21 protein-coding genes are annotated in these 26,514 nt (G+C 37.7%); 4 read left to right on the top strand and 17 right to left on the bottom strand.

Annotated features, from left to right (window positions below):
* Positions 1-75: 75 nt before the first annotated feature.
* The 5 genes from ABLB98_RS09045 to map all read right to left on the bottom strand — a co-directional run bounded on the left by ABLB98_RS09045 (position 76) and on the right by map (position 6,296).
* Positions 76-1,290, bottom strand: a complete 1,215-nt coding sequence (locus ABLB98_RS09045) for an alginate export family protein (protein WP_348883721.1) — start codon at positions 1,288-1,290, stop codon at positions 76-78.
* An 88-nt stretch (positions 1,291-1,378) separates the two neighbouring features.
* Entirely contained in the window at positions 1,379-2,728 is a 1,350-nt protein-coding gene (locus ABLB98_RS09040) for an MFS transporter (RefSeq protein ID WP_087544872.1), read from the bottom strand.
* 205 nt (positions 2,729-2,933) lie between these two features.
* Entirely contained in the window at positions 2,934-3,962 is a 1,029-nt protein-coding gene (locus tag ABLB98_RS09035) for a transposase (RefSeq protein WP_080632252.1), read from the bottom strand.
* 259 nt (positions 3,963-4,221) lie between these two features.
* A complete protein-coding gene (locus ABLB98_RS09030; protein ID WP_348882492.1) occupies positions 4,222-5,277 on the bottom strand; it encodes an OmpW family outer membrane protein in 1,056 nt (351 codons plus the stop codon).
* A 194-nt stretch (positions 5,278-5,471) separates the two neighbouring features.
* A complete protein-coding gene (gene map, locus ABLB98_RS09025; RefSeq protein WP_004661270.1) occupies positions 5,472-6,296 on the bottom strand; it encodes a type I methionyl aminopeptidase in 825 nt (274 codons plus the stop codon).
* A 223-nt stretch (positions 6,297-6,519) separates the two neighbouring features.
* Between map and rpsB the strand changes: the two genes are divergently transcribed.
* Entirely contained in the window at positions 6,520-7,272 is a 753-nt protein-coding gene (gene rpsB, locus ABLB98_RS09020) for a 30S ribosomal protein S2 (protein ID WP_004661273.1), read from the top strand.
* Positions 7,273-7,409: 137 nt separating this feature from the next.
* A complete protein-coding gene (gene tsf / locus ABLB98_RS09015) occupies positions 7,410-8,288 on the top strand; it encodes a translation elongation factor Ts (RefSeq protein WP_348882491.1) in 879 nt (292 codons plus the stop codon).
* 68 nt (positions 8,289-8,356) lie between these two features.
* Here tsf and ABLB98_RS09010 read toward each other — a convergent pair whose 3' ends face one another.
* From ABLB98_RS09010 to gloB, 8 genes are all read right to left on the bottom strand, one after another.
* Entirely contained in the window at positions 8,357-9,589 is a 1,233-nt protein-coding gene (locus ABLB98_RS09010) for a multifunctional CCA addition/repair protein (protein ID WP_348882490.1), read from the bottom strand.
* 97 nt (positions 9,590-9,686) lie between these two features.
* Positions 9,687-11,957, bottom strand: coding sequence for an NADP-dependent malic enzyme (locus tag ABLB98_RS09005; RefSeq protein ID WP_348882489.1), 2,271 nt, complete (start codon positions 11,955-11,957; stop codon positions 9,687-9,689).
* A gap of 191 nt (positions 11,958-12,148) precedes the next feature.
* Positions 12,149-15,025 carry an EAL domain-containing protein gene (locus ABLB98_RS09000; protein ID WP_348882488.1) on the bottom strand — a complete coding sequence of 959 codons (2,877 nt, stop codon included), beginning with the start codon at positions 15,023-15,025 and terminating at the stop codon, positions 12,149-12,151.
* 116 nt (positions 15,026-15,141) lie between these two features.
* Positions 15,142-15,864, bottom strand: coding sequence for a 16S rRNA (uracil(1498)-N(3))-methyltransferase (locus tag ABLB98_RS08995; RefSeq protein ID WP_348882487.1), 723 nt, complete (start codon positions 15,862-15,864; stop codon positions 15,142-15,144).
* Between the two features lie 21 nt (positions 15,865-15,885).
* Positions 15,886-16,722 (bottom strand): methylenetetrahydrofolate reductase [NAD(P)H], encoded by an 837-nt coding sequence (metF, locus tag ABLB98_RS08990; protein ID WP_005161073.1) that lies wholly within the window; start codon positions 16,720-16,722, stop codon positions 15,886-15,888.
* A 75-nt stretch (positions 16,723-16,797) separates the two neighbouring features.
* Complete coding sequence (gene ahcY / locus ABLB98_RS08985; RefSeq protein WP_348882486.1) at positions 16,798-18,180, bottom strand: adenosylhomocysteinase; 1,383 nt, start codon at positions 18,178-18,180, stop codon at positions 16,798-16,800.
* A gap of 297 nt (positions 18,181-18,477) precedes the next feature.
* Positions 18,478-18,684: a hypothetical protein gene (locus ABLB98_RS08980; RefSeq protein ID WP_004661287.1), complete on the bottom strand. Its 207-nt coding sequence runs from the start codon at positions 18,682-18,684 to the stop codon at positions 18,478-18,480.
* Between the two features lie 286 nt (positions 18,685-18,970).
* Positions 18,971-19,702: a hydroxyacylglutathione hydrolase gene (gloB, locus tag ABLB98_RS08975; protein WP_249569928.1), complete on the bottom strand. Its 732-nt coding sequence runs from the start codon at positions 19,700-19,702 to the stop codon at positions 18,971-18,973.
* 372 nt (positions 19,703-20,074) lie between these two features.
* Here gloB and ABLB98_RS08970 point away from each other — a divergent pair, with 372 nt between their 5' ends.
* Complete coding sequence (locus ABLB98_RS08970; protein WP_249569930.1) at positions 20,075-21,061, top strand: hypothetical protein; 987 nt, start codon at positions 20,075-20,077, stop codon at positions 21,059-21,061.
* A complete protein-coding gene (locus tag ABLB98_RS08965; RefSeq protein WP_348882485.1) occupies positions 21,055-21,921 on the top strand; it encodes a histone deacetylase in 867 nt (288 codons plus the stop codon). The genes ABLB98_RS08970 and ABLB98_RS08965 overlap by 7 nt, the downstream gene beginning before the upstream one ends.
* 55 nt (positions 21,922-21,976) lie before the next feature.
* Here ABLB98_RS08965 and ABLB98_RS08960 read toward each other — a convergent pair whose 3' ends face one another.
* The 4 genes from ABLB98_RS08960 to purD form a co-directional block, all read right to left on the bottom strand.
* Complete coding sequence (locus tag ABLB98_RS08960; protein WP_004912277.1) at positions 21,977-22,672, bottom strand: methionine ABC transporter permease; 696 nt, start codon at positions 22,670-22,672, stop codon at positions 21,977-21,979.
* Positions 22,669-23,694: a methionine ABC transporter ATP-binding protein gene (locus tag ABLB98_RS08955; RefSeq protein WP_004912274.1), complete on the bottom strand. Its 1,026-nt coding sequence runs from the start codon at positions 23,692-23,694 to the stop codon at positions 22,669-22,671. Before ABLB98_RS08955 ends, ABLB98_RS08960 begins: the two co-directional genes overlap by 4 nt.
* 68 nt (positions 23,695-23,762) lie before the next feature.
* Positions 23,763-24,635, bottom strand: a complete 873-nt coding sequence (locus ABLB98_RS08950; protein ID WP_004955163.1) for a MetQ/NlpA family ABC transporter substrate-binding protein — start codon at positions 24,633-24,635, stop codon at positions 23,763-23,765.
* A 581-nt stretch (positions 24,636-25,216) separates the two neighbouring features.
* Complete coding sequence (purD, locus tag ABLB98_RS08945; RefSeq protein WP_348882484.1) at positions 25,217-26,503, bottom strand: phosphoribosylamine--glycine ligase; 1,287 nt, start codon at positions 26,501-26,503, stop codon at positions 25,217-25,219.
* Positions 26,504-26,514: the final 11 nt, after the last annotated feature.

Below are 26,514 nucleotides of genomic sequence, written 5' to 3'. Positions count from 1 at the left end.
TTATTTTTTATTACACCATCGAAATTTGATGATTTGATGACAGTTTTTTTATAATTAGATTACAACGACTCAATATCAGTATTTATAATCCATTTGCAACCATAACTTTTGAGTATCTACAGAAAACTCTTCCGCTTGATAATCTGAGAATTTTGCTAGGGCAGACAAACCTTTAATAGGCAAAGCATGAGAATAGGAAATAGAGAATTCTTGACCATAATCCATATTTTTTTCATCACTACGATATTGATGTAGTTCAGTGCCTAATTTACCTTTACCAAATACATTAAAACTTGATGAAATGTACAAGTCAGTTAAACCATTCGCGGGCGTTGTCAAGAATAAGTCAGCCCATCCGTTGAACTTATGTTTAGTCGCCAATGGGGTTTGAAATGCAATTTTTCCATCATCACTACCAAGCACTTCATAGCCAAGTGTGATTTCACCCAGTGCTGAGCCTTTATCCGTGATGCTATAACCTAATTCTAATCCATAATAATCAGCATCATAATTTATATGTTGCTCAGCATATTCACTTTGTTTGGCATATTCAGCAACGTATCTAAAATTGTTTTTCTTACCTGTTAAGCGTAAGCCATAGGTTTGATTTGACCAAGCACTTAAATCCTCGAAATCCATCAAATACCCATATAATGTTGCGTTCAACAATGGGTTGTAATTCATTTTAGCTTGAATTAAATGAATTTGACTGTTTTGTTTACCATTTTGGGCTGCTACAAATTTAGGTTTTACATCTTCACTACCAAAAATAGTATTGATTTGATCAATATAGGCATAATACAAACCAAACTCTTTGCAAGGTTTAATATTTAAACTAATCGCATCAAAGGTTTGATCATTTTGACGCCAAGCTACGGAGCCTACAAAGCGCTGATTATCTAAATTAATAGCTTGACGACCAATACTTAAATCAAACTTTGGACTATAAGCATATTTTAAATAAGCTTGATTCAATTGTAGGTTTTGAGGATCAGGGACTGTACTGTAGTTTGTTTCAGCATTACGTGTGCTATTGAAATGATCATTAATTTCGACAGTTCCTTCTCCTTGCACAAATGCGCTTAAGCCATGCCAAGAGCCAGTTTCCAGTGAAGGGCGTAGTCTCAAAGTCCAAGCATCAGCATTTTTTAGCTTATTATCTTGGTCAACTAGTTCGTAACGTAAGCGACTATCGAGAGAAAATTTAGTTTGACTTAAAAAGTTATCTGCGGCAAATGTCGTAGTTGTTAAAACACTGAGCATAGCAAAGCTAAGAAGATTCAATTTCATATTGAGACCCCTGAGAGATTATAATTTCTGGATTTAATTTTGATTGTGCAGGGGAAAGGTAAGTTTCCCCGCACTAAGTGAATGATGATTAAGAGGTGATAGAGTTGCGTTCAAGCATAGCTTGGTCAAACAGTTGTTGTTCTTTCGTTTTATGTTCTACAGAGAAGCGGATGAGAATGACACCGAAAGCGGCCACAGTTACAAGACCACCTAAAATCATGAGGCAAGTTTGAACATCTAGTAAGCCTTTAAGTAGGAAGCCTGCTGCAACCGCACCAACATTACCACCAGCCCCAATAATGCCCGCCACACCACCAAGTGCATTACGGTCAATGAAAGGAACTAAAGCATAAGTTGCTCCACAAGACATATGCGTGAATAGCGCGAAGACAGTCATGCTAATAATAGCAAGAGCTACAGTATTCATTTGTGAGAATAGAATGAGGAACAAGCCTTCACATAAGATAAGAATAAATAATACTTTTGTACGACCATCTAAACCTTTTGAAATCGCAACTTTATCTGAAACAATTCCACCTAAAGCACGAGCGAATAAGGCAAGTAGACCAAAGATACCCGCAGTTAAACCTGCTTCTTTTAAACCCATGTTGAAGTGGTCGACATAGTACATTGCCGCAATGTTATGAATGAAGATTTCGATACCGAAACATGCTGCGTAAGAAACAAATAGAATCCAAACACGATAGTTACGAGCAGCTTGCATTAAGATAGCAACACCACCTTTTTTACCGCTACCAACTTCAACACCGTTTGCGCGTAATTCTTTGAAATCTCCTTGTGGACAGTCTTGTGTGAGTTTCCAATAAAGTACACCAACAATTACCATCATAATGCCAGGTACAAGCAACGCAATTCTCCAACCCATTGCTTGTTCAACGCCAAACATCACAATTGCACCGAGAATTAATGGCATGATTGCTTGTGTTGCACCTCCACCCGCATTTCCCCAACCTGCAGAAGCCGCATTGGCTGTGCCGACGACATTCGGGGCAAACATGACACTGGTGTGATACTGGGTGATGACGAAGCTCGCACCAATAGCACCAATCAAGAGACGGAAAAACAAGAACGATTCATAAGTATTTGCTGCTGCAACACCGAAAACAGGGATACTGCCAACAATGAGAAGAGCAGTATAGGTTTTGCGTGGTCCATATTTGTCACAGAGTGGACCAACAATGAGTCGGATCAGAATTGTGATTGCAACCGCAGCGATATTGATGTTTGCGATTTGGTCTTTGGTTAGATTAAATTCACCTTTGATAACTGGCATTAAGGGTGCACAAGCAAACCAAGCGAAGAAACATACAAAGAATGCGAGCCAAGTCATATGAAAAGCACGCATGGCAGGCGTTGAAAAGCTAAATAATTTTATTTCAGTTGCTTTTTTAGCATTTAGATTCATTTTTGAAGACATAACCTTCCCCTGAACTGAACGAAATATATTTTTGCTATGCAATATTTCTGCATACACAAACCGAACAGAACGGACTTCATTGGCCGTCAGCAAATTTTTTATGAATCATCGTTGATTCATGATGCTTGTTACTAAGCAAGGGATGTGCCAAAAAACAAATTTGATCAAAATTTAAAATTAAATCTATAATAGGACTTACGCACTATTATTTATAGATTCTCTGTGGTAGCAGATGATTTTTATCGAGAATAAAGTCATCAATGAAGTTTTTGATCATTGGTCTAAATAATTTCTTCTGCCAACGATATATATTTTCAAAGATCCGCTCAAACTGGTTCTTTTGTATCTCAACGTAGGCCATCAAGGCTGAAAAAATATGATTCAAAATCAGTTTAGATCGTCTTACTTGAAACTTTTCAATATGACAAACCTGTTTAATCACCCGGTGATATTGCTCTATTTTCCAATGACTTGAATGTAATTCATGAAAACCCTCAAAGGACAATAAATCATCTTCATCTTGATGCACAATATAAAACCTCTGCTGTTCTTTTAACTGAGTCTTAAATAATTGTACAAAGCCAAAATCTTTGAGCCAGACTACTTGACCCTGATGGAAATCTGGCAATAAACGCAGTTGAAACCATTGTCCTTTTTCTGGGGAAACCTTACGGTTACAGTCGATACCAAACATAAATCGAATACCATATTTTCTTATGGTTTTTAAATTTCCAGTCGATGAATACCAACTATCACCTGTAATAAATTGAATCTTTGCACCCCAACTGAGTACTTCACTTAACATATCCATAAAGTAATCATTCTTGGTTTTACTTTCAGATTTGTCATAAATTCGGAAATTAATTGGAATATTTTGACCATTTTGATCTGTCGCATACAAGGTAATGAGATTAATACCCTTGACGGATCGGTGGTGTTTGCCTGACCAAAAATAACTAACTAAGTCCATATGTTGACTATATGGTTTATCTAAAACAGTATCATCAATACTGACTATAAGTTTGTTATTATCAATATGTTGAATTGATTCTTGATATAGGTCGTGAGGTGTGTAATCTTCACGCTCTAGAAAGCGATTTACACTATCATGCGAGATATTATAAGTCTCGGCAAGTTGTGTGCAGCTAATAGAGTTCGGTTCTGTCATGAGAAAGCCCATATAAATGGGTAGAGTACAAGTTGCTGTAGAAGCATGTTTAATTCGTCTGATCACAGATACTTTATAAAGTATTTTAGTACTTTTTTGAATCCGTCAATGCGTAAGTCCTATATAATTATAAATATATAATTATGTTGAAAATATTTTTGCTTTTGATGGATGCTATTTATCAATGAATCTCATATGCTTTATTGATATTTATGTTTCTTCATTATTTCGAAAATGATTGCAATTGGTGCATGTTTTTTATGAATGATGATTTAAAAGGTGGCGATAAATAAAAAACAGCCGAAGCTGTTTTTTAAAGTTTTGTCTAAAAACGATAGCCAACGCCTAAATAAGTAATGAGTGGGTCTATATCAATTTTAGTATTTGCTTGGATCAACTCTTTACCTGTATTGCGGTCAGTCACATAAATTTTTGCTTCATTATTCATTTTTGAATAAGAAACTGATCCAACTGCAAACCAATTCGGATTGAAATCATAAGTTGCGCCTACTGTGACAATCGGAGCAAAAGTATCAGTCGCTTCCAATTTGACAATAGGATCTGCTGATGATGTCTTACCATCTAAGGCAGCTCCCGCTTTGCCGTCATGGATATTTTGGATCATGTGACCAGCTTTTACTAAATCAGATTCTATACCTGAGTTCATTTTAAGATCATTAAAATAAGCATACATCACACCTGCTCCAACGTAAGGTCGGAATTTATTGACGCCTGATTTACCAAACTGGTAATGGAGTTCTACCGCAGGTAGCCAAGCACGTGCAGTTGCTGCTTTGCCTCCTTGGGTCAGATCTGTGATATGAAGATCCTGTTTTAAGTCAATATCACCTAAAATAGTACTTGCTGATCCACTTAATGGCGCGTATATGTCGCCTTTCCCTTTAATATCAACTTTTGGAGGAATTCCTGCCTTAATCTCTAGAGATAAATTATCAGTAAAGTGATAATTTGCCATAATACCAACGGTATCTACATTGTCTGCTTCTAAACCTGTTCCTTGGCTTTGCCAGTTAGATAATCCTTTAATGGTAGCTGTACCTGTTGCAAGACCCGATACTGTATCGGTTGGCCATAAATTAATGGCACCGTAAACGATGGGATTGGAATCTTTGACTGCTGCATCTAGTACGGCTTGTTTAGACACATCACCTACTTTAGATTGTGTTCCCTCAGCTACAGTCGTATTGATATTAATAGGATTTACAGAACCTTGTGGCATGGCATGTAACCAACCAGCTGAAAGAGAGAAACGTTTGAAACCATCTCCATCTTTTAAACTAAAATAAGGTGACTCCGCAAAGCTCATAGTGGGTAGGGTTGCAGCAATTCCTACTGCAATGCATAGCATGCGTTTTTTCATAGTGAGGACTCCATGTCCGATTTATAAGGAACTTTTTATTCTGATAAAAATAACGTTTTTTACTAAATGGTTTGTTTAGTTAAAATTTATAATTGTTATGCTTATGAAGACTTTTGTTTGATTTAGATGAATTAATGAAGAAATTATGAATATGAAAAAAAGCTACCGAAGTAGCTTTTCTTTAACGAAATAAATTACATAAAACGAGATAAATCTTCTTCAGGGCGAGCAGTAAGTACTTCGATGCCTGTTTCTGTTACCAAAATAGTATGTTCATATTGAGCTGAAAGCTTGTGGTCTTTAGTAACCACAGTCCATTTGTCACCTAAAAGTTTTGTTTGCCAAACCCCTGCATTGACCATTGGCTCAATCGTAAACGTCATGCCTGCTTCTAAGCGCATACCCGTACCTTTCTGACCATAGTGTAAAACTTGTGGTTCATCATGGAAAACATTGCCAATACCATGACCACAATATTCACGCACAACACTAAAACGTTCAGACTCAACATATTGTTGGATTGCATGTCCAATATCGCCAAGATAAGAGCCGTGTTTAACCGTAGCCATACCACGATACATGGCTTCTTGTGCAACTTGGCAGAGACGATTTGCAAGAATAGAAGTCTCTCCACCAACGATATACATCATGTTGGTATCGCCGTGATAACCATCTTTAATGACCGTTACATCAATATTGAGAATATCACCATTTTTTAAAACTTTACTTTCAGAGGGAATACCATGACAAACGACATGGTTAACCGAAGTACAAATCGAATGTTGAAATGCTGGGCGACCAGGTGCAGCGCCATAGCCAACACATGCTGGAATTGCTTGTTGTACATTTTCAATGTGATTACGACAAATTGTATCAAGTTCTAGGGTATTTACGCCTGCTTTAATATACGGCTTAATCATGTCTAAAATTTCAGCCGCTAGTTTTCCTGCAACACGCATCTTTTCAATTTCTTCGGGCGTTTTGATTAATCGACGAGGAGCTGTGTAAGTCGTGTTCATGATCTCTAAAAACTTTTGGTAATTTACAAGCGTCTATGGTATAAATAGCCGCCTATTTTATCAAATGCTTTTCGTTACAATTTTGCTTATACAAGTTGTGCGAAAAAACTGATGAATAGTTATCAAAAATCCGCACATATATCGACACATTACTCTGGGTGCCTAGCAATAGGTGGAGAATGCGGATATATGGAGGCCTAACCCAAACTTTAAGGTAAAGAAAATGGCAGATTACAACGTAAGCATGCGCGACCTTCTTCAAGCAGGCGCACACTTTGGTCACCAAACTCGTTTTTGGAATCCAAAAATGCGTCAATATATTTTCGGCGCGCGTAACAAAATTCACATCATCAACCTAGAGCACACTGTTCCTGCGTTAAATGATGCTTTGAACTTTGTTAACAATCTTGCAAGCAAAAAGAACAAAGTATTGTTCGTTGGTACTAAACGTGCTGCTTCTAACATCATCCGTGAACAAGCTCAACGTGCTGGTCAACCTTATGTAGATCACCGTTGGTTAGGTGGTATGTTGACGAACTGGAAAACACTTCGCCAATCTATCAACCGTTTAAAAGACCTTCAAACTCAATCTCAAGATGGTACTTTTGCTAAGCTTACTAAACGTGAAGCTTTAGAGCGTACTCGTGAGATGGAAAAACTTGAACGTGCTTTAGGCGGCGTTAAAAACATGGGTGGTTTACCTGACGCATTATTTGTAATCGACGTTGATCACGAAGCGATTGCAATCAAAGAAGCGAAAAACTTAGGTATTCCTGTAATCGGTATCGTTGATACAAACTCTAACCCAGATAACGTTGATTATGTTATTCCTGGTAATGACGATGCGATCCGTGCAGTAACTTTATATGCATCAGCTATGGCAAATGCAATTCTTGCTGGTAAAGAATATGCTCAATCACAAGCGAATGCACAAGCTAAAGGCGATGACGCTGCAAAAGACGCTTCTGAGGCTTAATGCGGTTTGACGCAAGCTTGTCATTTTTGCGACATGTAATGGTGGCAAATTAAGCGTCGAGATTGCAAACGGTCCAGAGTTTCTTTGGGCCGTTTTTGTTGAACAGATTTATTTTCTACCGATTTTAGGAGATCAACATGACTGCAATTAGTGCAAGCATGGTAAAAGAATTACGTGACCGTACTGGTCTTGCAATGATGGAATGTAAAAAAGCATTAACAGAAGCAGGCGGTGACATTGAACTTGCGATTGATAACCTTCGTAAATCAGGTCAAGCAAAAGCTGCTAAAAAAGCAGGTAACATTGCTGCTGATGGTGCGATCACTATCATCCAAAACGGTAATAAAGCAATTCTTGTTGAAGTTAACTGTCAAACTGACTTCGTTGCTAAAGACGAAAACTTCAAAAACTTCTCTGATAAAGTTGCTGCTGCTGCACTTGCTGCAAATGAAACTGATGCTGCAAAAATTGCTGAACTTAAGCTTGAAGATGGCGCAACTGTAGAAGAAGCTCGTGTTGCACTGGTTCAAAAAATTGGTGAAAACATTCAAGTTCGTCGTGCTCAAATCGTTGAAGGCGAAAACTTGGCTGTTTATAAGCACGGTTTAAAAATCGGTGTTGTTGTTTCTTACACAGGTGATGCTGACACTGGTAAAGGTATTGCAATGCACGTTGCTGCGTTCAACCCAGTTGCAGTAAATGCTGAATCTGTTTCTGCTGACTTGATCGCTAAAGAGAAAGAAATTGCTGAAGCGAAAGCATTAGAATCAGGTAAGCCTGCAAACATCGTTGAGAAAATGGTAACTGGTTCAGTTGAGAAATACTTGAACGAAGTTGCACTTGATCGTCAAATGTATGTTATCGATAACGACAAGAAAGTTGCTGATGTATTAAAAGCAACGGGTACAGTTGTAGCTCAATTCGTTCGCTTCGAAGTAGGTGAAGGTATTGAGAAGAAAGCTGAAATGAGCTTTGCTGATGAAGTTGCTGCTGCTCAAGCTGCTGCTGCTCAATAATTTTTATTGAATCAGTAAAAGTTAAAAAACCCAGTCATTATGACTGGGTTTTTATTTATGTTAATTTTTTAAAATTGTTCGTCATGTGTTTCTTTAAGTTTTGCTAATGCTTCAATCCGATACTGAATGAGCATTTCGCCAATTTCTGCACCTTGAACATGTTCTGGTAAATCCTGTGCTCTAATATTCCGAACAATCTCCATGGCATCCAAAATATACTGTGCTTGTGAGTAAGGGCGATCTTCTAAACCTAATCGACCTTTAGCATCGCATTCACAAGCCTGCACAAAAGCAATGACTTTTTCTGGTTTTCGTAAAACATCCAAGCGCTGTAGTAAACGCCATACAGTACCAGGTTTCAAATTTTTGATTTGATGGCATTTAAGATGTTCTTTGCAAACAATTAAAGCTAAATTTTTCAGATGTGTGGGAACTTTCAAGCGTTCACATACGTTTGTAACGGGTTCTAATCCACGTTCCTCATGCATGATATGCCGTGGTAATTCCTCAGTTGGAGTAAGTGCTTTCCCTAAATCATGCACCAAGACAGCAAAACGTACATCTAGTCCATAGTTGGCCTGACAAGCTTGTTTTAGTGCCATTAAGGTGTGTACACCACAATCTATTTCAGGGTGGTACTCTGGGCGTTGAGGAATACCAAATAATGCATCTATCTCAGGAAACAGTACTTTCAGCGCATCACAATCTCTTAATGTTTGAAAATAGATATCGGCATGATCTTCCATTAATGCACGAGAAGTCTCTTTCCATACACGTTCAGGTGTTAAAGCATTCAGTTCCCCTGAATTGGCAATCCTTTTCATTAATTGCAAAGTTTCTTCTGCAATTTCAAATCCATAACTAGCATAACGAGCAGCGAAGCGAGCAACACGTAGCACACGTAAGGGATCTTCTGTAAATGCATCTGAAACATGGCGTAGGATTTTCTGATCAAGATCTTTTTGACCACCATATGGATCATAAACTTGTCCAGTTTCATCCATTGCCATTGCATTAATTGTTAGGTCACGGCGAATTAAATCTTCTTCTAATTTAACAGTGGTATCAGTAAAAAATTGGAATCCGTGGTAGCCAATGCCTGATTTTCTTTCAGTACGTGCTAGTGCATATTCTTCTTTTGTTTTTGGATGAAGAAATACAGGAAAATCCTTTCCAACGGGTTGGTAGCCTTGAGATAATAATTGTTCAGGTGTTGCTCCAACCACAACATAATCTTTTTCGTGATAGGGGCGACCGAGTAAATGATCTCGAACAGCACCGCCTACTAAATAAACTTGCATAAAAAACCTCTATTCTTCACACAATCATGCTACAGAATAGAGGTTTTCTCAAGCATTAAGCATAGCTTTTAATGTTAAAAGCTATGCTTAAACTGTATCAGTTTTGGCTTTGCTGAATTTCAGCAACAGTTAAAGCTGTCATATTCACTAGACGACGGGTAGTTGCTGTCGGTGTTAAAATATGAACTGGTTTCGCTGCGCCTAACAAGATTGGACCAATCGTTACATTATTACCAGATGTTGCTTTTAACAAGTTGAATGAAATATTTGCAGAATCTAAATTCGGCATAATCAACAAGTTTGCTGAACCTTTAAAGCGTGAATTTGGAAATGCAAAATGACGAATATTATCATCTAATGCAGCATCACCATGCATTTCACCTTCAACTTCAAGTTCAGGAGCTTGCTCAGAAAGTAAACGATAAACTTCACGCATTTTCTGAGCACTTGGATCAACTTGATCACTTCCAAAACTTGAGTGAGAAAGTAAAGCGACACGAGGGGTCATACCAAAACGACGCACTTCTTCGGCTGCTAAAATAGTCATCTCTGCAAGTTGTTCAGCAGTTGGATTGGTATTTACATAGGTATCGGCAATAAACAAGTTACGATCTTCAAGCATTAATGCATTGAGTGTAAAGAGTGTACTACGACCTTCTTTTAAACCGATCACGTTTTTAACGAAATCTAAATGGATATCGTAGCTCGCATAAGTACCACATAGCATACCATCAGCTTTACCGAACTTAACTAGCAATGCGGCGATTAAGGTTGAACGACGACGTGCTTCACGTTGCGCATATTCAACAGTTACGCCTTTACGTTGCATTGTATTGTAGTAGTCTTTCCAGAAATCATCATATAAAGGATTGTTTTCTTGATCGACGATTTCAATATTGACACCGTGCTGTAAGCGTAAACCGAGTTTTCTGATATTGTCTTCAATAACGGCTGTACGACCAACAAGAATTGGTTTAGCCAGACCTTCATCTACAACAATTTGAACTGCACGTAATACACGTTGATCTTCACCCTCGGCATATGCAATACGCTTAGGGTCAGTTTTCGCTTGTGAGAAAATCGGTTTCATTAAGAATGCTGAGTTATATACAAACTCAGAAAGTCTTTGACGATATGCAGAGAAATCTTCAATTGGACGTGTCGCAACACCAGAATCCATTGCAGCTTTAGCAACCGCGGGCGCGATTTCTAAAATCAAGCGTTGGTCTAGAGGGCGAGGGATCAAGTAATCACGACCGAATGATGCAGATTTTTCACCGTAAGTCGCAGCATCTGCTTCAATATGTGCCATACGTGCAATCGCATGTACACAAGCAATTTTCATATCTTCGTTGATCGTTGTAGCACCGACATCGAGTGCACCACGGAAAATATATGGGAAACAAAGTGCATTGTTTACTTGGTTTGGATAGTCTGAACGACCAGTTGCCATAATCACATCTGGGCGAACTTCGTGCGCATGTTCAGGTAAGATTTCTGGATCTGGATTTGCAAGTGCAAAAATAATTGGGTTTTCAGCCATTTCTTTAACCATTTCTTTGGTTAAAATTCCCGCTGCAGAAAGACCCAAGAACATATCTGCGCCAGCCATTACTTCATGTAATTGAGTCGCAGAAATATCTTGAACGTAACGTTTTTTCGATTCATCAAGTCCTTCACGTGAAGTTGTTAAAAGCCCACGAGAATCAGCCACAATAATATTCGATTTATTTACGCCTAATGCACAAAGTAAATCTAAACATGACAATGCAGCAGCACCAGCACCTGATGCAACGATTTTAATTTCATCAATTTTCTTGTTCACGATCTGCAAGGCATTCAACAATGCTGAGCCTACAATAATACTGGTACCATGTTGATCATCATGGAACACAGGAATCTTCATGCGTTCACGAAGTTTCTTCTCGATATAGAAACATTCAGGTGCCTTGATGTCTTCCAGGTTGATACCACCAAACGTTGGTTCCAATGCGGCAACGATATCCACGATCTTGTCTGGATCATTTTCCGCAATTTCAATATCAAATACATCAACACCAGCAAACTTCTTGAATAGAACGCCTTTACCTTCCATAACAGGCTTAGAAGCAAGAGGACCAATGTTTCCTAAACCAAGCACAGCTGTACCATTACTCACGACGGCAACCAAATTTCCACGTGCTGTATATTTTGCAGCAGCAGAAGGGTCACGTTCAATTTCTAGACATGGAGCAGCAACACCAGGAGAATATGCAAGCGCTAAGTCTCGTTGGTTTACGAGTTGCTTACTCGGTGTCACGCTGATTTTTCCAGGCGTAGGAAATTCATGGTAATACAAAGCGGCTTCTTTTAAAGATTGATCGTCCATCTGAGTCTCGATTGTTCCGATAATAATCAGGCATATACATGGCTGATGATTATATTAAGATAAGTGCACAAGAATATAGCACTAGTTCATGTTTTCGCCCAGTCAAAAAAGCTTATTTTCACTGAACGTATAGGCTTATTGACAATTTATATTGGGTGTAAATTAAACTGCCAAAAGCTCAAAATATAGTTTTAACTGGAATATCTTGCAATTGCTAGACGCATATGTTGCTGTAAGTATTCAGTTGCATGTACGGCAGTTAAGGGTTTGGCAAATAAGTAACCCTGTAATATGTCACAGTTTTGTCGTTTCAAATATTCACATTGCTGTTCTGTTTCAACGCCTTCAGCGACAACTTTTAAGCCAATTGTTTTCCCCATGGCAATCATAGCATTAACAATCGCATCTTGTTTTGCATTACCAATTTTCGAAATAAATGCACGATCAATCTTTAAAATATCAATTGGATATTCAGTTAAATAAGCCAGAGAAGAATAGCCTGTGCCAAAGTCATCCAGTGCAATTGAAATATTACGTTCTTTCAATGCACACAAAATTGTTTTAACACTCTCAGTATTTTCTAAAAATGCTGACTCGGTAATTTCTAACTCTAAATTTTCACCTGTAATAGAGTATTGATCGAGTACAGCATCAATATCATGCAATAACTGACCACGTAAAATTTGTTGAGCAACAATGTTTACAGCAATGTGGATGTTCGTAAAACCTAGTTTTTGCCATTCTTGTAACTGTTTTGCTGCCTCATACAAGACGAATCGTCCAATATCAGAAATTAGACTCGTACTTTCTGCTAAAGGAATGAAAATATCGGGCATGATTAGACCTTTCGTTGGATGTTTCCAACGAATGAGTGCTTCAAATCCATTAATTTGACAATTCTGAGCAGTGATCTTTGGCTGATAATATACAACGAGTTCATTGTTTTGAATCGCCTTTCTCAAGTCAAGCTCTAAATCAGTATGATTAACGACGAAGTTAGTTCGCTCACTAGAATAATAGCGGATTGTATTTCCACCTAAGCGTTTGGCTTCTGTTAAGGCTTGCTCTGCATGGGTATTTAAGTTGTCAACTTGACGACCGTGTTCAGGGTAAATCGCAACTCCAATCGAAATACTGACCACATACTCTTGATTAGCGATATAAAAGGGTTTGCTAAAGGCTTCAACAATATTACTGCATAACTGATGAATTGGCGGATGTAACGGTGACATTTCATAAATGATTACAAAATCGTCTGCACTTAAATGTGAGACTAAAAGTGCATCAATATTACTGATACGCAAACGTTGTGCAACTTGCTTCAAAAGCTCATTGCCCGCTTGATTGCTGAGTAATTCATTCAAGGCACGGAAACGGTCAATATTGATTCGGATAACTGCTAAATTCTGTATCGAAGCCTCATTAACCAAATATTGATGCAGTTGCTGGTGATAATAGAAGCGATTAGGTAGATCGGTCAGGGTATCATAATTGGTTAAATATGATAAGCGTTGCTCTTGATGTTTACGCTCAGTTTGGTCAGAGACAATCCCGATATAATTAATCACACGATCTGATTCATCTTTTACAGCGTTCATATGGATCCAAAGGAAACATGATTTTTCAGAAAGATAAGTTTCCTGAAACTCACCTTCGTACTCATGTTCTTCGTGCAAAGTAGCAAGGATAGAAAGATGAAAATTATGATGATGCTGGTTATTTTGTTTAGTAATCTCAAAAAGTTGTTTTCCTAATATGAACTGTTTATCTAAACCCGTTAATTGTTCATATTTAGGATTAACTTCAAGATAGTGGAAGCTATCATCCAGAATAAAGATACCTTCTGAAGCCTGTTCGAATACACTCGCTGCTAATTTTAGCCGTTCTTGGTCTTTCTTTTCTTGGTTAATATCACGATGAATACCGACCATGCGTAGAGGGGTCTCATCTTTAGGATTTCTTAAAATGACTTGGCCAACATCATGAATCCAAACCCATTCACCACTCGGTCGTTTAATGCGGAAAGTTTCTTCGTAACGTTTAGTTTGGCCACATAGATGTTTATAAAGTGTATTTTTAACACGTTCAAGATCATCAGGATGTACAATTTTATGCAGCAGGGTGTAGTGGTTTTCAGACTTGCGTGTAACCGCTTGACTATGGGCGTTGGTGATACCAACCGTATGGTTTTCCAGATTCCATTCCCAGGGACGAATACCCGCAGTTTCATGGGCAAAAGCCAGATTTTGACGGTGTTCCTGCAAACTATTATTTATTTCTGTTAAATCAAAAGTACGCTCGCGAACTTTTTGTTCTAATAAATGATTGTTAAATTGTAATTGAGCTTCAATATCTTTCGATTTATTCACTTCACGTTGTAATTGTTGGCAAAGTTCTTCGGTCCATTGATTGTGTTGTTCAGCTACATCGACCAATTGTTTATTTTTTTCTAAAACTTGGAATAAACGTTGGTGAATTTTAAAAGTTGCTTGCGCAGATAAAAATGTCGCAAAGAAAGATGAATAACAAGCAAGATAAAAAAGCGTATGTTCTTGGTCACGATGTAAAATTTGAGAAAAAACTAATGGGGTAATACTTGGAATAAAAAATAAAAAGAAATATTTAACATGTTGAGTAAGAAAGGTTAAGGCAATAATATGTGATGAGGTGAGTAGTAGTGCTGTTAAAGTTAAAATATGGGAAACAGATAAATTTGGTACATCTTTGATCAAAAAATAATTGATGATAATCGTACTGATACCCAGTAATAATCCTGTGAAAAAGCAAATAATTTGAAAAGCGATACGTGTCTTATGTGCAAACCTAATAGATGAATAATGTTTTATCGAAAAATGACAAATACAATAAAAGTAAAATAAAATGCTCAGGCAAATACTCATCCAAGTCGTAAAAATATTTGTACTAAAAGAATAAAAAAATCCAAATAAAACATAATCTAAGAGAGAAATGAAAAACACACTCAATATAAATAGACGTACATGATTCGTGTAGTTAATTTGATCCGTATCAACAAATGGTGGCAAATTTTTTTCATGAACCCCGAGCATACAAAGAATAGTCCTTTTCATTATTTATCTATGCGTACAATCATTATTTTTTTGTAAGCACGATATAATTTTATTTTAAATTACCGTTAAACCAGATGGAAAGCAATGCAAATACTTTATTTGGTTGAAAAGTGATAATTTAAAATTGATAAAGCTACAACTGGAGCGGTTTCAGTCCTTAAAACACGATCTCCAATACACCAGTTTTGAAAATGATTTTGGTTAGCAGCATCAATTTCTGCTTCACTTAAACCACCTTCTGGACCAATCAATAGGGCTAAATCAGGCTGGCTATTTAGTACTACATTTTCTTGGTCTTTGTTTGGCGCTAACACAAAACGTGATTGTGGTAGCTGTGCCGATTTTACCCAATCGGTTAAACTAATTGGTGCTAGAACATTTGGAACTTTGTTCATTCCACATTGTTCACACGCAGCAATCGCAATTGACTGCCAATGATCTAATTTCTTTTGATCACGTTCATATCTTAACCGCATTTCGCAACGTTCACTAGTCAATAATTGAATAGTTGTGACACCAAGTTCAGTGGCTTTTTGAATCGCATAATCCATACGATCGCCTTTGCTCATGACTTGGCCTAAAATTACTTTAACAGGTGCTGTTCGATCTATAGGGTTGAATTGATCAATAGAAACAAAAGCATTTTTCTTATTAATTTCAGTAAGTGTTACGATATATTCACCGCCTTTTCCATTGAAAAAGATGGCTTGATCTAACTCTTTTGCACGAAGCACCCGTACCCAGTGATGAAATACCGATTCTGTTAATTCAATCGAATTGCCGGTATTTAATTCTGTTTCGATATAAAAACGATTCATGCTGGGTAAGGCTCGTACAAATTAGTTTAAACCAAGATCAACAACGAGTTGTCGAGTTGGCTCTGTTTGGTTCATTGAATAAAAATGGAGTGTTGGCGCACCACCAGCGATCAAACGTTCGCAAAGTTTAACAATCACTTCATGGCCAAAGGCTTTAATACTTTCGCTATCATCACCATAAGCAGCAAGTTGTTTGCGAATCCAACGTGGAATTTCTGCACCAGTTCCATCCGCAAAGCGAATTAAATTACTTGCATTGGTAATTGGCATGATGCCTGGCGCAACGGGAATATCCACACCAGCTTTAGCAATACGTTCGATGAAATAGAAATAAGCATCTGGATTGAAGAAAAATTGGGTAATACCTGCGTTCGCGCCTGCATTCACTTTTTCAACAAAACGTTGAATGTCACCATCAAAGCTATCAGCTTGCGGATGCATTTCAGGGTACGCAGCAACTTCAATATGGAAATGATCACCTGAATGTTCACGGATAAAGCGAACAAGATCTTGAGCATAAGGTAATTCGCCAAGACCAACTTGACCTGAAGGTAAATCACCACGCAATGCTACGATGCGGTCAATCCCTTGTGATTTATATAAATCTAAGAGCTCAGCAATACGAGCTTTATCATCGCCAATACAAGAAAGGTGAGGGGCGACGGGCGTACCTTTGCCATTAAAATCATTAATGGCTGCTAAAGTGCGTTCACGAGTAGAACCACCAGCACCATAAGTAATGGAGAAAAACTCTGGGTTTAATCGCTGTAGTTCTTGGTGAACGATACGTAACTTTTCAGCGCCAGCATCAGTTTTTGGCGGGAAAAATTCAAAAGAAATAGGAACACGTTTCGTCATTTCAAATCCTTTTTTAATCGCTTAGACATTATTTTAGAAAAAAAGGGCAGTCCGTAAACGTCTGCCCTGATTTTCTTAGTATTTATAAGCGTCAGATTTGAATGGACCTTCCACAGCAACGCCGAGGTAATCTGCTTGTACTTGCGTTAACTGGGTTAATACACCACCAAAGCCAAGCACCATTGCAGCAGCAACCTCTTCATCTAATTTCTTAGGAATCAGTTCTACACGGATTTTCGCAGCTTTTTGATCTTCAGGAAGATCGGCAAATTTCTCAGCGAACAAGTGCATTTGACCTAACACTTGGTTAGCAAAAGAACCATCCATAATACGTGATGGGTGACCTGTTGCATTACCAAGATTCACTAAACGCCCTTCAGAAAGAAGGATTAAGTAATCATTTTCATTTTCTGAACGATACACTTGGTGAACTTGAGGCTTAACTTCAACCCACTTGTAACCACGTAAGTATGCAGTGTCGATCTCTGTATCAAAGTGACCGATGTTACACACTACAGCACCTGCTTTTAAGCTATCTAACATTGCAGAATCACAAACGTGGTAGTTACCTGTTGTCGTTACGATAAGGTCAGTGTTTTGAAGAAGGTCAAGGTTGATGTCTTCTTTCTTGCCTGTTTGAACACCATTTTTGTATGGAGATACAACTTCGTAACCGTCCATACATGCTTGCATTGCACAGATTGGGTCAATTTCAGTTACACGTACAATCATACCTTCTTGACGAAGTGATTGTGCAGAACCTTTACCTACGTCACCGTAACCGATTACAAGTGCACGACGACCAGATAACAACATATCTGTACCACGTTTGATCGCATCATTTAGAGAATGGCGGCAACCATATTTGTTGTCGTTTTTAGATTTCGTTACGGAATCATTTACGTTGATTGCAGGAACTTTTAACGTACCATCACGTAACATTTCATACAGACGTTGAACACCTGTTGTTGTTTCTTCTGTTACACCGTGGATTGTTGCAATCACTTCAGGGTATTTTTCGTGAACAAGTAGGGTTAAATCACCACCATCATCAAGAATCATGTTGGCATCCCAAGGTGTGCCATTTACATTGATTTGTTGTTCAAGACACCACATGTATTCTTCTTCAGTTTCGCCTTTCCAAGCAAACACAGGAATACCCGCAGCAGCGATAGCAGCAGCAGCGTGATCTTGAGTAGAGAAGATGTTGCATGATGTCCAACGAACTTCAGCGCCAAGTTCTACGAGTGTTTCGATTAAAACTGCAGTTTGGATTGTCATATGAATACAACCCAAAATTTTTGCGCCAGCAAGTGGTTTAGTTGCTGAATAACGCTTACGTAAACCAATCAAAGCTGGCATTTCTGCTTCAGCAAGTTTGATTTCTTTACGGCCGTAGTCAGCAAGAGAAATATCAGCGACTTTATAATCTGTAAATGAAGCAGTAACCGCGTTCATCAGGATCTCCTAGAAAAATAGTATGGATCATTCTGTTCGCGGATGCCGTTGTTGGTTAGCACGAGCGTCTAACCGATCGTCGAGCCTGGCAAATTGATTTTTAGTGCTAATCAATCGTCGCAGCATCCCTCGACTGGGCATTATAATACTTGGAAATGACTTTAGTTCCAATGTTATTTTGTTTGAGATGATTATAAAATGAAGAATTAGATTGGGATAAGTGATTAAATTTTTTGAATGAACGAACAAGGATTCCAAATCCCTTTGAAATCCTTATGTATGCACAAAAGAATCGCATTAAGCTTTTAAATGATCTTCAAATTCTTCGCCAAGCTGCATGGCTAACGCATTTCCAGATAAGTCACACGTGACCAAACCGTATTCTTTTTTAAAACTAAAGGTAAAACCTTTATTGTCGGCTAAACTTTTTACTGAATATCCTAATTTTTCTAACCAAATACGAAAAGCCAATAAATTTTTTGCTTTCACAACTCTGTTTTTCATTCCAGAACTCCTTTTAACCTGTATTCATTAATAAGGGTGACCTAAAAATTTTTAAAGGGGGATTGCATATATTTATTTTTCTTCATGTAACTAATGTAAAATTAGATTGATTGAAACTGAAATTAAACTTAAATTTTATCTGATAAAATTATTTAAATAATTGATTTAATTTACTTCTATTGTTTTTTCTCGGATTGGGTTTTGATCCAAAATAAATGTAAAAAATCATTTCACTTTCTACTTTTTAAAAACTAAAGTTTAGCCTTTAAAAAGTAGAACTTTAAAATTAGAACTGATCTTTAAGCGCTCTGATCCTTGCGAAATCTTCGACACTTTCTGTGCGCAAGAACGGATTTGTTTCAAGCTCTAATTCAATTGTACTTGGCAGAGTAATTTGTTCAGCATCTCTCAATGTTTTGACTTCTTTTATGCGTTCTTGTAATGCAACATTCTGAGGTTCAATTGTTAATGCAAACTCTGCATTTACAAGCGTATATTCATGTGTACAATAAACTTTGGTTTGTATTGGCAACGCAGCTAAGCGATTTAATGAGTGGTACATTTGTTCAGCAGAACCCTCAAATAGGCGCCCACAGCCCATTGCAAATAATGTGTCACCAGAGAAAAGCGTGTCTATTTCTTCAATAAAATAAACAATATGACCTAGTGTATGCCCTGGTGTTGCAATAATTTCAACTTTTAAATCATTAAAGTGAAAATGGTCATTATGTTGCAGTGGATTGGATATAAAGGAAATTTTACTGAGTTCATCACGTGGACCGAAAACGGGTGAATTTTGCTCAGCCAATAGACCTTGTACACCATCAGTATGATCTCGATGCCAATGTGTTAACCAGATTTGTTTCAACTCAAGTTGATGTTGTTCGCAAAAATCGGTAACAAGTGCTGCTTCTGTAGGGTCAACTGCTACGACTTCTTGCGTACGAGTATCTTCTAATAACCAAATATAGTTTTTTAAGGCATTTTTTACGTCAATTGCATGAATTTTATAATGCATGGCCGAATCCTAAATCTCTGATTTATGTGGTTATTGATGAATAGAGTATTTGAATAATCAAATCACAGTTAGTTTAAGTGTAAATGTATAAGAGTGCAAAAGCTTACGTAAGAATTGATACAGAATGTTGACTTTTTAGGACATATTATGACAGCTTCAATCATCAGGTATTTTTCAGGTTGACAAGTTATACTTTTTCTATAAATATGATATAAAATTTTGATAAATTAATGGTTTATATTCATCTTTGGTGGTGTGAAAATACTTAATTAAAGCTAACATAGTTTAAAAATTAGATTTAACAATATTTAACGAAGTAACACATTTAAAGATGAAATGAAAAATAAATCATAAGAATACAGTGAGAGCATTATGACTGATTTGGTAGATCATGAGATTGTCGTTATCTTCAAAAAATATTTATATCCTTTGTCTTCCAAACTCACAGAAATGTTGAATGAGCATTTTAGTCATCAAACAGAACGTCGCGGTTGTGGTTATACTCAAGCCACTCGTGTGATTGCTGAATTTGTTTCACAGCCACGTGATATGTTGGGATTCCAAGATTTTCGTATTTTTGAAGACTACGAGGTTAAAGGATTGAAAAACATTTTAAATCAAAGTTCTTCATATGGTTTAGTGTTGGAAACTTGGCGTAATTTGGATCTAAATATTGATGTGCAACAATATTTAGAACGTTCTAATTCACAAGATACATTTACTCAGAATTTGCAACAAGAAGTTGATTTTCAAGCGAAGCTTAGAAAAATCCATCAATATGCAGTGCTTGAAGAAAGCATTTTAATTTGCCAATTACTTGCAGATATTATTCTTCCACAAACAATTGATCAAATTGAAATGATTGAGTGTCATTCTCTAGAGGAAAAGCCGAAAGTTGGCTCGTGTCCGATGGCAGAAAAATTTTTCTTGCGAATTGCACATCATCGTTTATTGAGACAAGGTGAAATTAATATTTTCGTGGATGATAACGGTTTACCCATTATGATGGAGAAACTGAATATGGGGGATAATCACTCTTGTATCAGTCTGGTTCCATTGATGATGAATGGGGTGCGCTTACCGGCAGGAAGTCTGTTCTCTGCAAGTTATGAAGTCGATGCGCTGGAAAAGAAGCCTAATAAACAATATAAAGGATATGTGATCCCAATTGCTCAAATGAATGGTTTTTGGTTTTTACGATTAACGACACTGGCTGTTTCGCCAAAAAACCGTGCACGTGCGTTTGGATATCATTTTAAACAACAGGTAGATAATGGATTATTTAGACCTGATACGACGGAACTAAGTCAACTGATTGAGATTGCAAAAGATCAAATTTATGTAGGGCATCCATGCTAAAAGCTTGTTACTCTCCACGCTATTATGCCCAAACGCATACCAATAGCATGGAAAAACTCACCGCAGTTGCGGATGTGTTGCGTAAGCATAAAATGGTTGAACTGATTGATCCAGGTTTGATTGATGTTGAAATTTTAAAGAAACTCCATAATCCGCAGTATGTGGAGGCCTTTCTGGCAGGTGAGTCCGCATTTGCAACCATACAGGGCTTTAAACCTTGGAATGAGCAATTACGGGATGCCATCCTGTCGGTGCAAGCGGGGCAGTTGCTTGGCGCTGATATTTCCTTTAAAGAGGGGATTGCGGCCAATATCGCACAGGGTTTTCATCATGCTAGTTATGAGTCTGGTGCGGCATATTGTACCTTTAATGGTTTGGCTCTGGTTGCTAAACAAAATCCTGAAAAACGTATCTTTGTGCTGGACTGTGATCAGCATGGCGGAGATGGAACGGCAATATTTACCAATAGACTCACCAATCTGGTCAATTTCGGAATTTTTGGGATTCGTTTTGGTTGCAAGGCAGGGGAGCGTAGCCTGACCCGTTATATTCATCCCAAGCAGGGCAACTTTGATTTATATCGGGAAGCGATTTTTGAGGCATTTCAATATGCTTCACGTTGGGAGGCTGACCTCATTATTTATCAGGCAGGTATGGACTGCCATCAACATGATAAATATGGATCGAAATGGTTGACCACTGAGCTGTTATATGAGCGAGATCACTTAGTTTTTGAAATGGCAAAAAAAATGAAAATTCCATTACTGTTTGTCTTGGCGGGTGGGTATCAACAACTGGATGATTTAGTGCCTTTACATGTCAACACATTCAAAGCTGCAAATGAAATTTACTTTCCTTAAAATAGAAAGGTAGAAAAAAAAGCCCTCAAAATGAGAGCTTTGTCTGTTGCTGTGATTAGCGTAATTTTGCTAACCAGTCACCAAAAGATTGAACGAATTGAACTAAAAGCAATAGCACGATCACGGTTAAGATGACCACACTAGTATCAAAGCGTTGATAGCCGTATGAAATCGCTAAATCACCAATACCGCCCGCACCAACTGCACCTGCCATCGCCGTTGCGCCAATTAAAGAAATTGTGCCAGTGGTTAAGTTAAGGATAAGGGAGCTACGTGCTTCAGGAATGATAAACTTGAAAATAATTTGCCAAGGCGAAGCTCCCATTGCTTGTGCAGATTCAACAATCCCTTCGTTAACTTCAAGCAAAGATGTTTCGATGAGACGACCTAAATATGGTCCTACATAAATCGTTAGAGGCACAATCGCAGCCCATGTCCCAATTGATGTACCGACTAACAGTTTAGTCAAAGGGATAACAGCAATCAGTAATATAATAAAGGGCAAAGAGCGGAGTGCGTTTACGATGGGGTTTATGGCATAGTAAATTGCTTTATTCTGTAAAATACCACCTGTACGCGTAACAACTAAAGTTATGCCTTGAATGAATCCCCAAATGCAGCCGAACAATAAAGCGAAGAAAACCATTTGAAATGTTTCTTGCAATGCTGTAACAAACTGGTCGATTGTTAAAGCACTTTTCCAAAAAGGAGCTGTCACTTCAGTGAGCCACTGTACAATTAAATCTCTCATTGACTGACTCCTGATTGCTCAACTTTTACACCTTGACCCTCAAGAAATTTGATTGCTTCCTGAATGATGAGTTGATCGCCCAAAAGTTGAATAAACATTTGTCCGATTACAGTGCCATTAATTTCAGTCATGTTTGCAAAAAGAATATTTAAGCTGATATCGAATTTTTTAATGACGGCTTGAATAACAGTTTCTTGGGCTGATGTGCCGAGAAATTGCAAGCTATAGATACTATTGTGATTTTGATGTTCTAAATTATCTAAAATATTAATCGGCAATTGCTGTTGTAAAACAGTCTGAATAAAGGTTTTGGTTGTGGGATGTTGAGGCTGACTGAAAATATCTAAAGTTGGACCAGTTTCAATCACTTTGCCCGCTTCCATGACCGCAACATAATCGCAAACAGATTCAATTACATCCATTTCATGGGTCACCATAACAATCGTAATATTCTGCTCTTTATTAATCTTCTTTAATAATGCTAGTACTGATTTTGTGGTTTGAGGATCTAGAGCGGAAGTTGCCTCATCGCAAAGCAGGATTTTAGGATGATTGGCAAGTGCACGTGCAATACCCACGCGTTGCTTTTGACCGCCAGACAACTCATCTGGATATGCATCTTTTTTATGTTTTAGATCAATAAAGTCTAACAGCTCATTCAAACGCTTTTCACGTTCAACTTTGCTATGACCCAGTAATTTTAGTGGCATCTCGATATTTTCAGATACCGTCTTGGTCTGTAATAAATTGAAATGCTGGAAGATCATGCCAATATTTGCACGTTCTTGACGAAGGCTACGGGCATCTAAAGCCGTAAAATCAGTCTGATTGATAATGACTTGACCTTGAGTAGGGCGTTCAAGCAGATTAATCAAACGTATTAGCGTACTTTTCCCCGCACCACTATACCCAATAATGCCAAATATACTGCCTTCTGGAATCTCTAAATTAATTTGATCCAGAGCGTTGATCGTTTGACCTTTTAGCTGGTAATGCTTTGAAATATTTTTAAATTGGATCATATCGTCAATACTAAGCAAAAATGAAAAAAACAGGCAAAGTGATTTGCCTGTTTCCTATACAGATTATATTACGAATTTGTTTCTGTGAGATAACTAACAGGTTTATTCACGTCAACTTTCGTACCAGCAAAATGTTCTTGAACATATTTTTTCACCGCTTCTGTGTGATAAAGAGTTCCTAGCTTTTGTAATACAGGATCATTTTTTCTTGAATCAGCTACAGCTAAAATGTTGACATTCAGCTTCGTGCTTTGGTCAATTGGTTCATAAAAGATAGAATCTTTTAGAACATTTAAACCGCCTTCCATTGCAAGGGTATTCCCCAATACAATCGCATCAACTTCATCTTTAACACGTACAGCAGTTGCCATTTGAATTGGTTTAATATCGAGTTTTTTCGTATTTTCGATAATATCGCTTGGTGTGCCTTTTGCTGGATCAAAGTCAGCTTTTAATTTGATCAAACCAGCACTTTGTAATAACAATAACGCACGAGCTTCGTTTGCTGCATCGTTTGGAATCGCGATAGAAGCACCTTCAGCAAACTCTTCGACCTTTTTGACTTTGCTTGAGTAGATGCCCATAGGCTCTAAGTACGTCGTTGAAACTGGTGCAATCTTATCTTGATTTGAAGCATTGAAAGCAACAAGGTAAGCATATGATTGGAATGCATTCACATCAACTTCTTTATTTGCTACAGCTGTATTCATAGCTACATAGTCTGTAAAGTTTTTCACTTCAAGCTTGATACCAGCAGCTTTAGTTTCTGGCAAGGTCGCAATAAAACGCCAAATATCAGCATCTGAACCTGTTGATGCCATTACAACGGTTTGTAATCCACCCGCTTCATTTTTTTGTTCTGCTTTGGTGTCAGGTTGCTTACTGCACGCTGCAAGTAATAACACAGACACACTTAAAAAAAGACTAATTAGCTTTTTCATGTGTAAATCCTAATCGGAATAATGCTTAGTAAATAATCCGCTAATGCATTACTAAAGAGCTATATGGTTCTTGTTACAAAGAGGTGAGTCGGTTCAAAATTTAGTGTTATGAACAGGCGACTGATCGGATTATTTGCAACAACAGAAAATCAAGAACGTTGATCTTAAGGATTTGACTTAAGCATACTGGTTCAATAATTTTCATATCAAATCGAGATTAGCTGATACTTTTCGAGTTAAATTTCATATTCTTATTCATATATAAAAGAATATGTATAAAACTAAAAGTACTCGCCGAAAATTTTGGCAATCATAACAATAATTTGGGTTCTGTTATAGTGTTCTATTTTGTACTTGTGGGTATAAATATATGATTATTAGAAAAATAGTTTAATTTTGGTAAAAGTAAATAAATGATACTTTTGTAGTTTTTTCTAATGGTGGAAATGTCAGATTTTATTGAATTAGTGATATATATTTTTCTGAATTTAATATTTAAATAATGAATAAGGAAATGATTTTTATGCTAATTAAAGAATAAAAAAGCCTTCCGAAGAAGGCTTTTGTTAATTAACCAAAGCTTATTCTGCTTTTTCACGTGCAATTGCGCGATAACCAATATCACTACGATACTGCATACCTGCAAATGTCACTTGACCACATACTTCTAGTGCATTGATTTGAGCTTCTAGAACGGTGTCTCCAAGCGCAGTCACGCAAAGCACGCGACCGCCTGCAGTAATCACATGACCATCTTCAGTCGTTGCAGTACCTGCATGGAAAATTTTTGTATCTTCTGGAGATTGACCAATTCCTGATATCACATCACCTTTGCGTACAGTTTCAGGATATCCTTCAGCTGCAAGTACAATGCCGATTGATTTGCGATCATCCCATTCGGCTTCACTTGGCAAGTTACCAGCAATACCAGCTTCTACTAAATCAACTAAAGATGATTTTAAACGCATCATGATTGGTTGAGTTTCAGGATCACCAAAACGACAGTTAAACTCGATCACACGTGGTTGACCTTGTTCATCAATCATCAAACCAGCATACAAGAAACCAGTATAAACATGACCATCTGCTGCCATACCATCAACAGTAGGACGCATAACTTCGTTCATTACGCGTTCAAATACTTCCGGTGTAACAACTGGAGCAGGAGAGTACGCACCCATACCACCCGTATTTGGACCTTGGTCACCTTCAAAAATACGCTTATGGTCTTGTGAAGTTGCCATCGGTAAAATGTTTTTACCGTCGATCATGCAAATGAAGCTTGCTTCTTCACCTTCGAGGAATTGTTCAATCACAACACGTGATCCAGCATCACCGAATTTGTTGCCCGCTAACATATCATCAATGGCATCAAAAGCTTCTTGGTTAGTCATCGCAACGATAACGCCTTTACCTGCAGCTAAACCATCAGCTTTAATTACAATAGGGGCGCCATTCTGCTCGACATAAGCCTTAGCCGCATCCACTTCAGTAAATACATCATAAAAAGCAGTTGGAATGTTATGACGTTTTAAGAAATGTTTAGCGAATGCTTTTGAACCTTCAAGCTGAGCTGCGTATTGAGTTGGACCCCAAATTTTTAGACCAGCTTCGCGTGCAGCATCCACAACACCATTTACTAATGGAGCTTCAGGTCCTACGATCACTAAAGCAACATCATTTCCTTTGGCAAAAGCAATAATTGCTGGATTATCTAAAATATCAAGTTCAACGTTTTCACATTTGTCTTCAGTTGCAGTACCAGCATTGCCTGGCGCAACAAAAACTTTAGTCACTTGTGCATCTTGTGCGATTTTCCATGCAAGTGCATGTTCACGGCCACCGCTACCCAAAACTAAAATATTCATTATTAATTTAT

Origin of the sequence: Acinetobacter yuyunsongii (assembly GCF_041021915.1) — a bacterium.
In the GTDB taxonomy this organism is placed as follows: domain Bacteria; phylum Pseudomonadota; class Gammaproteobacteria; order Pseudomonadales; family Moraxellaceae; genus Acinetobacter.
Note: the sequence above shows the minus strand (reverse complement) of the source record. Positions and strands in the feature narration are given on the sequence as shown.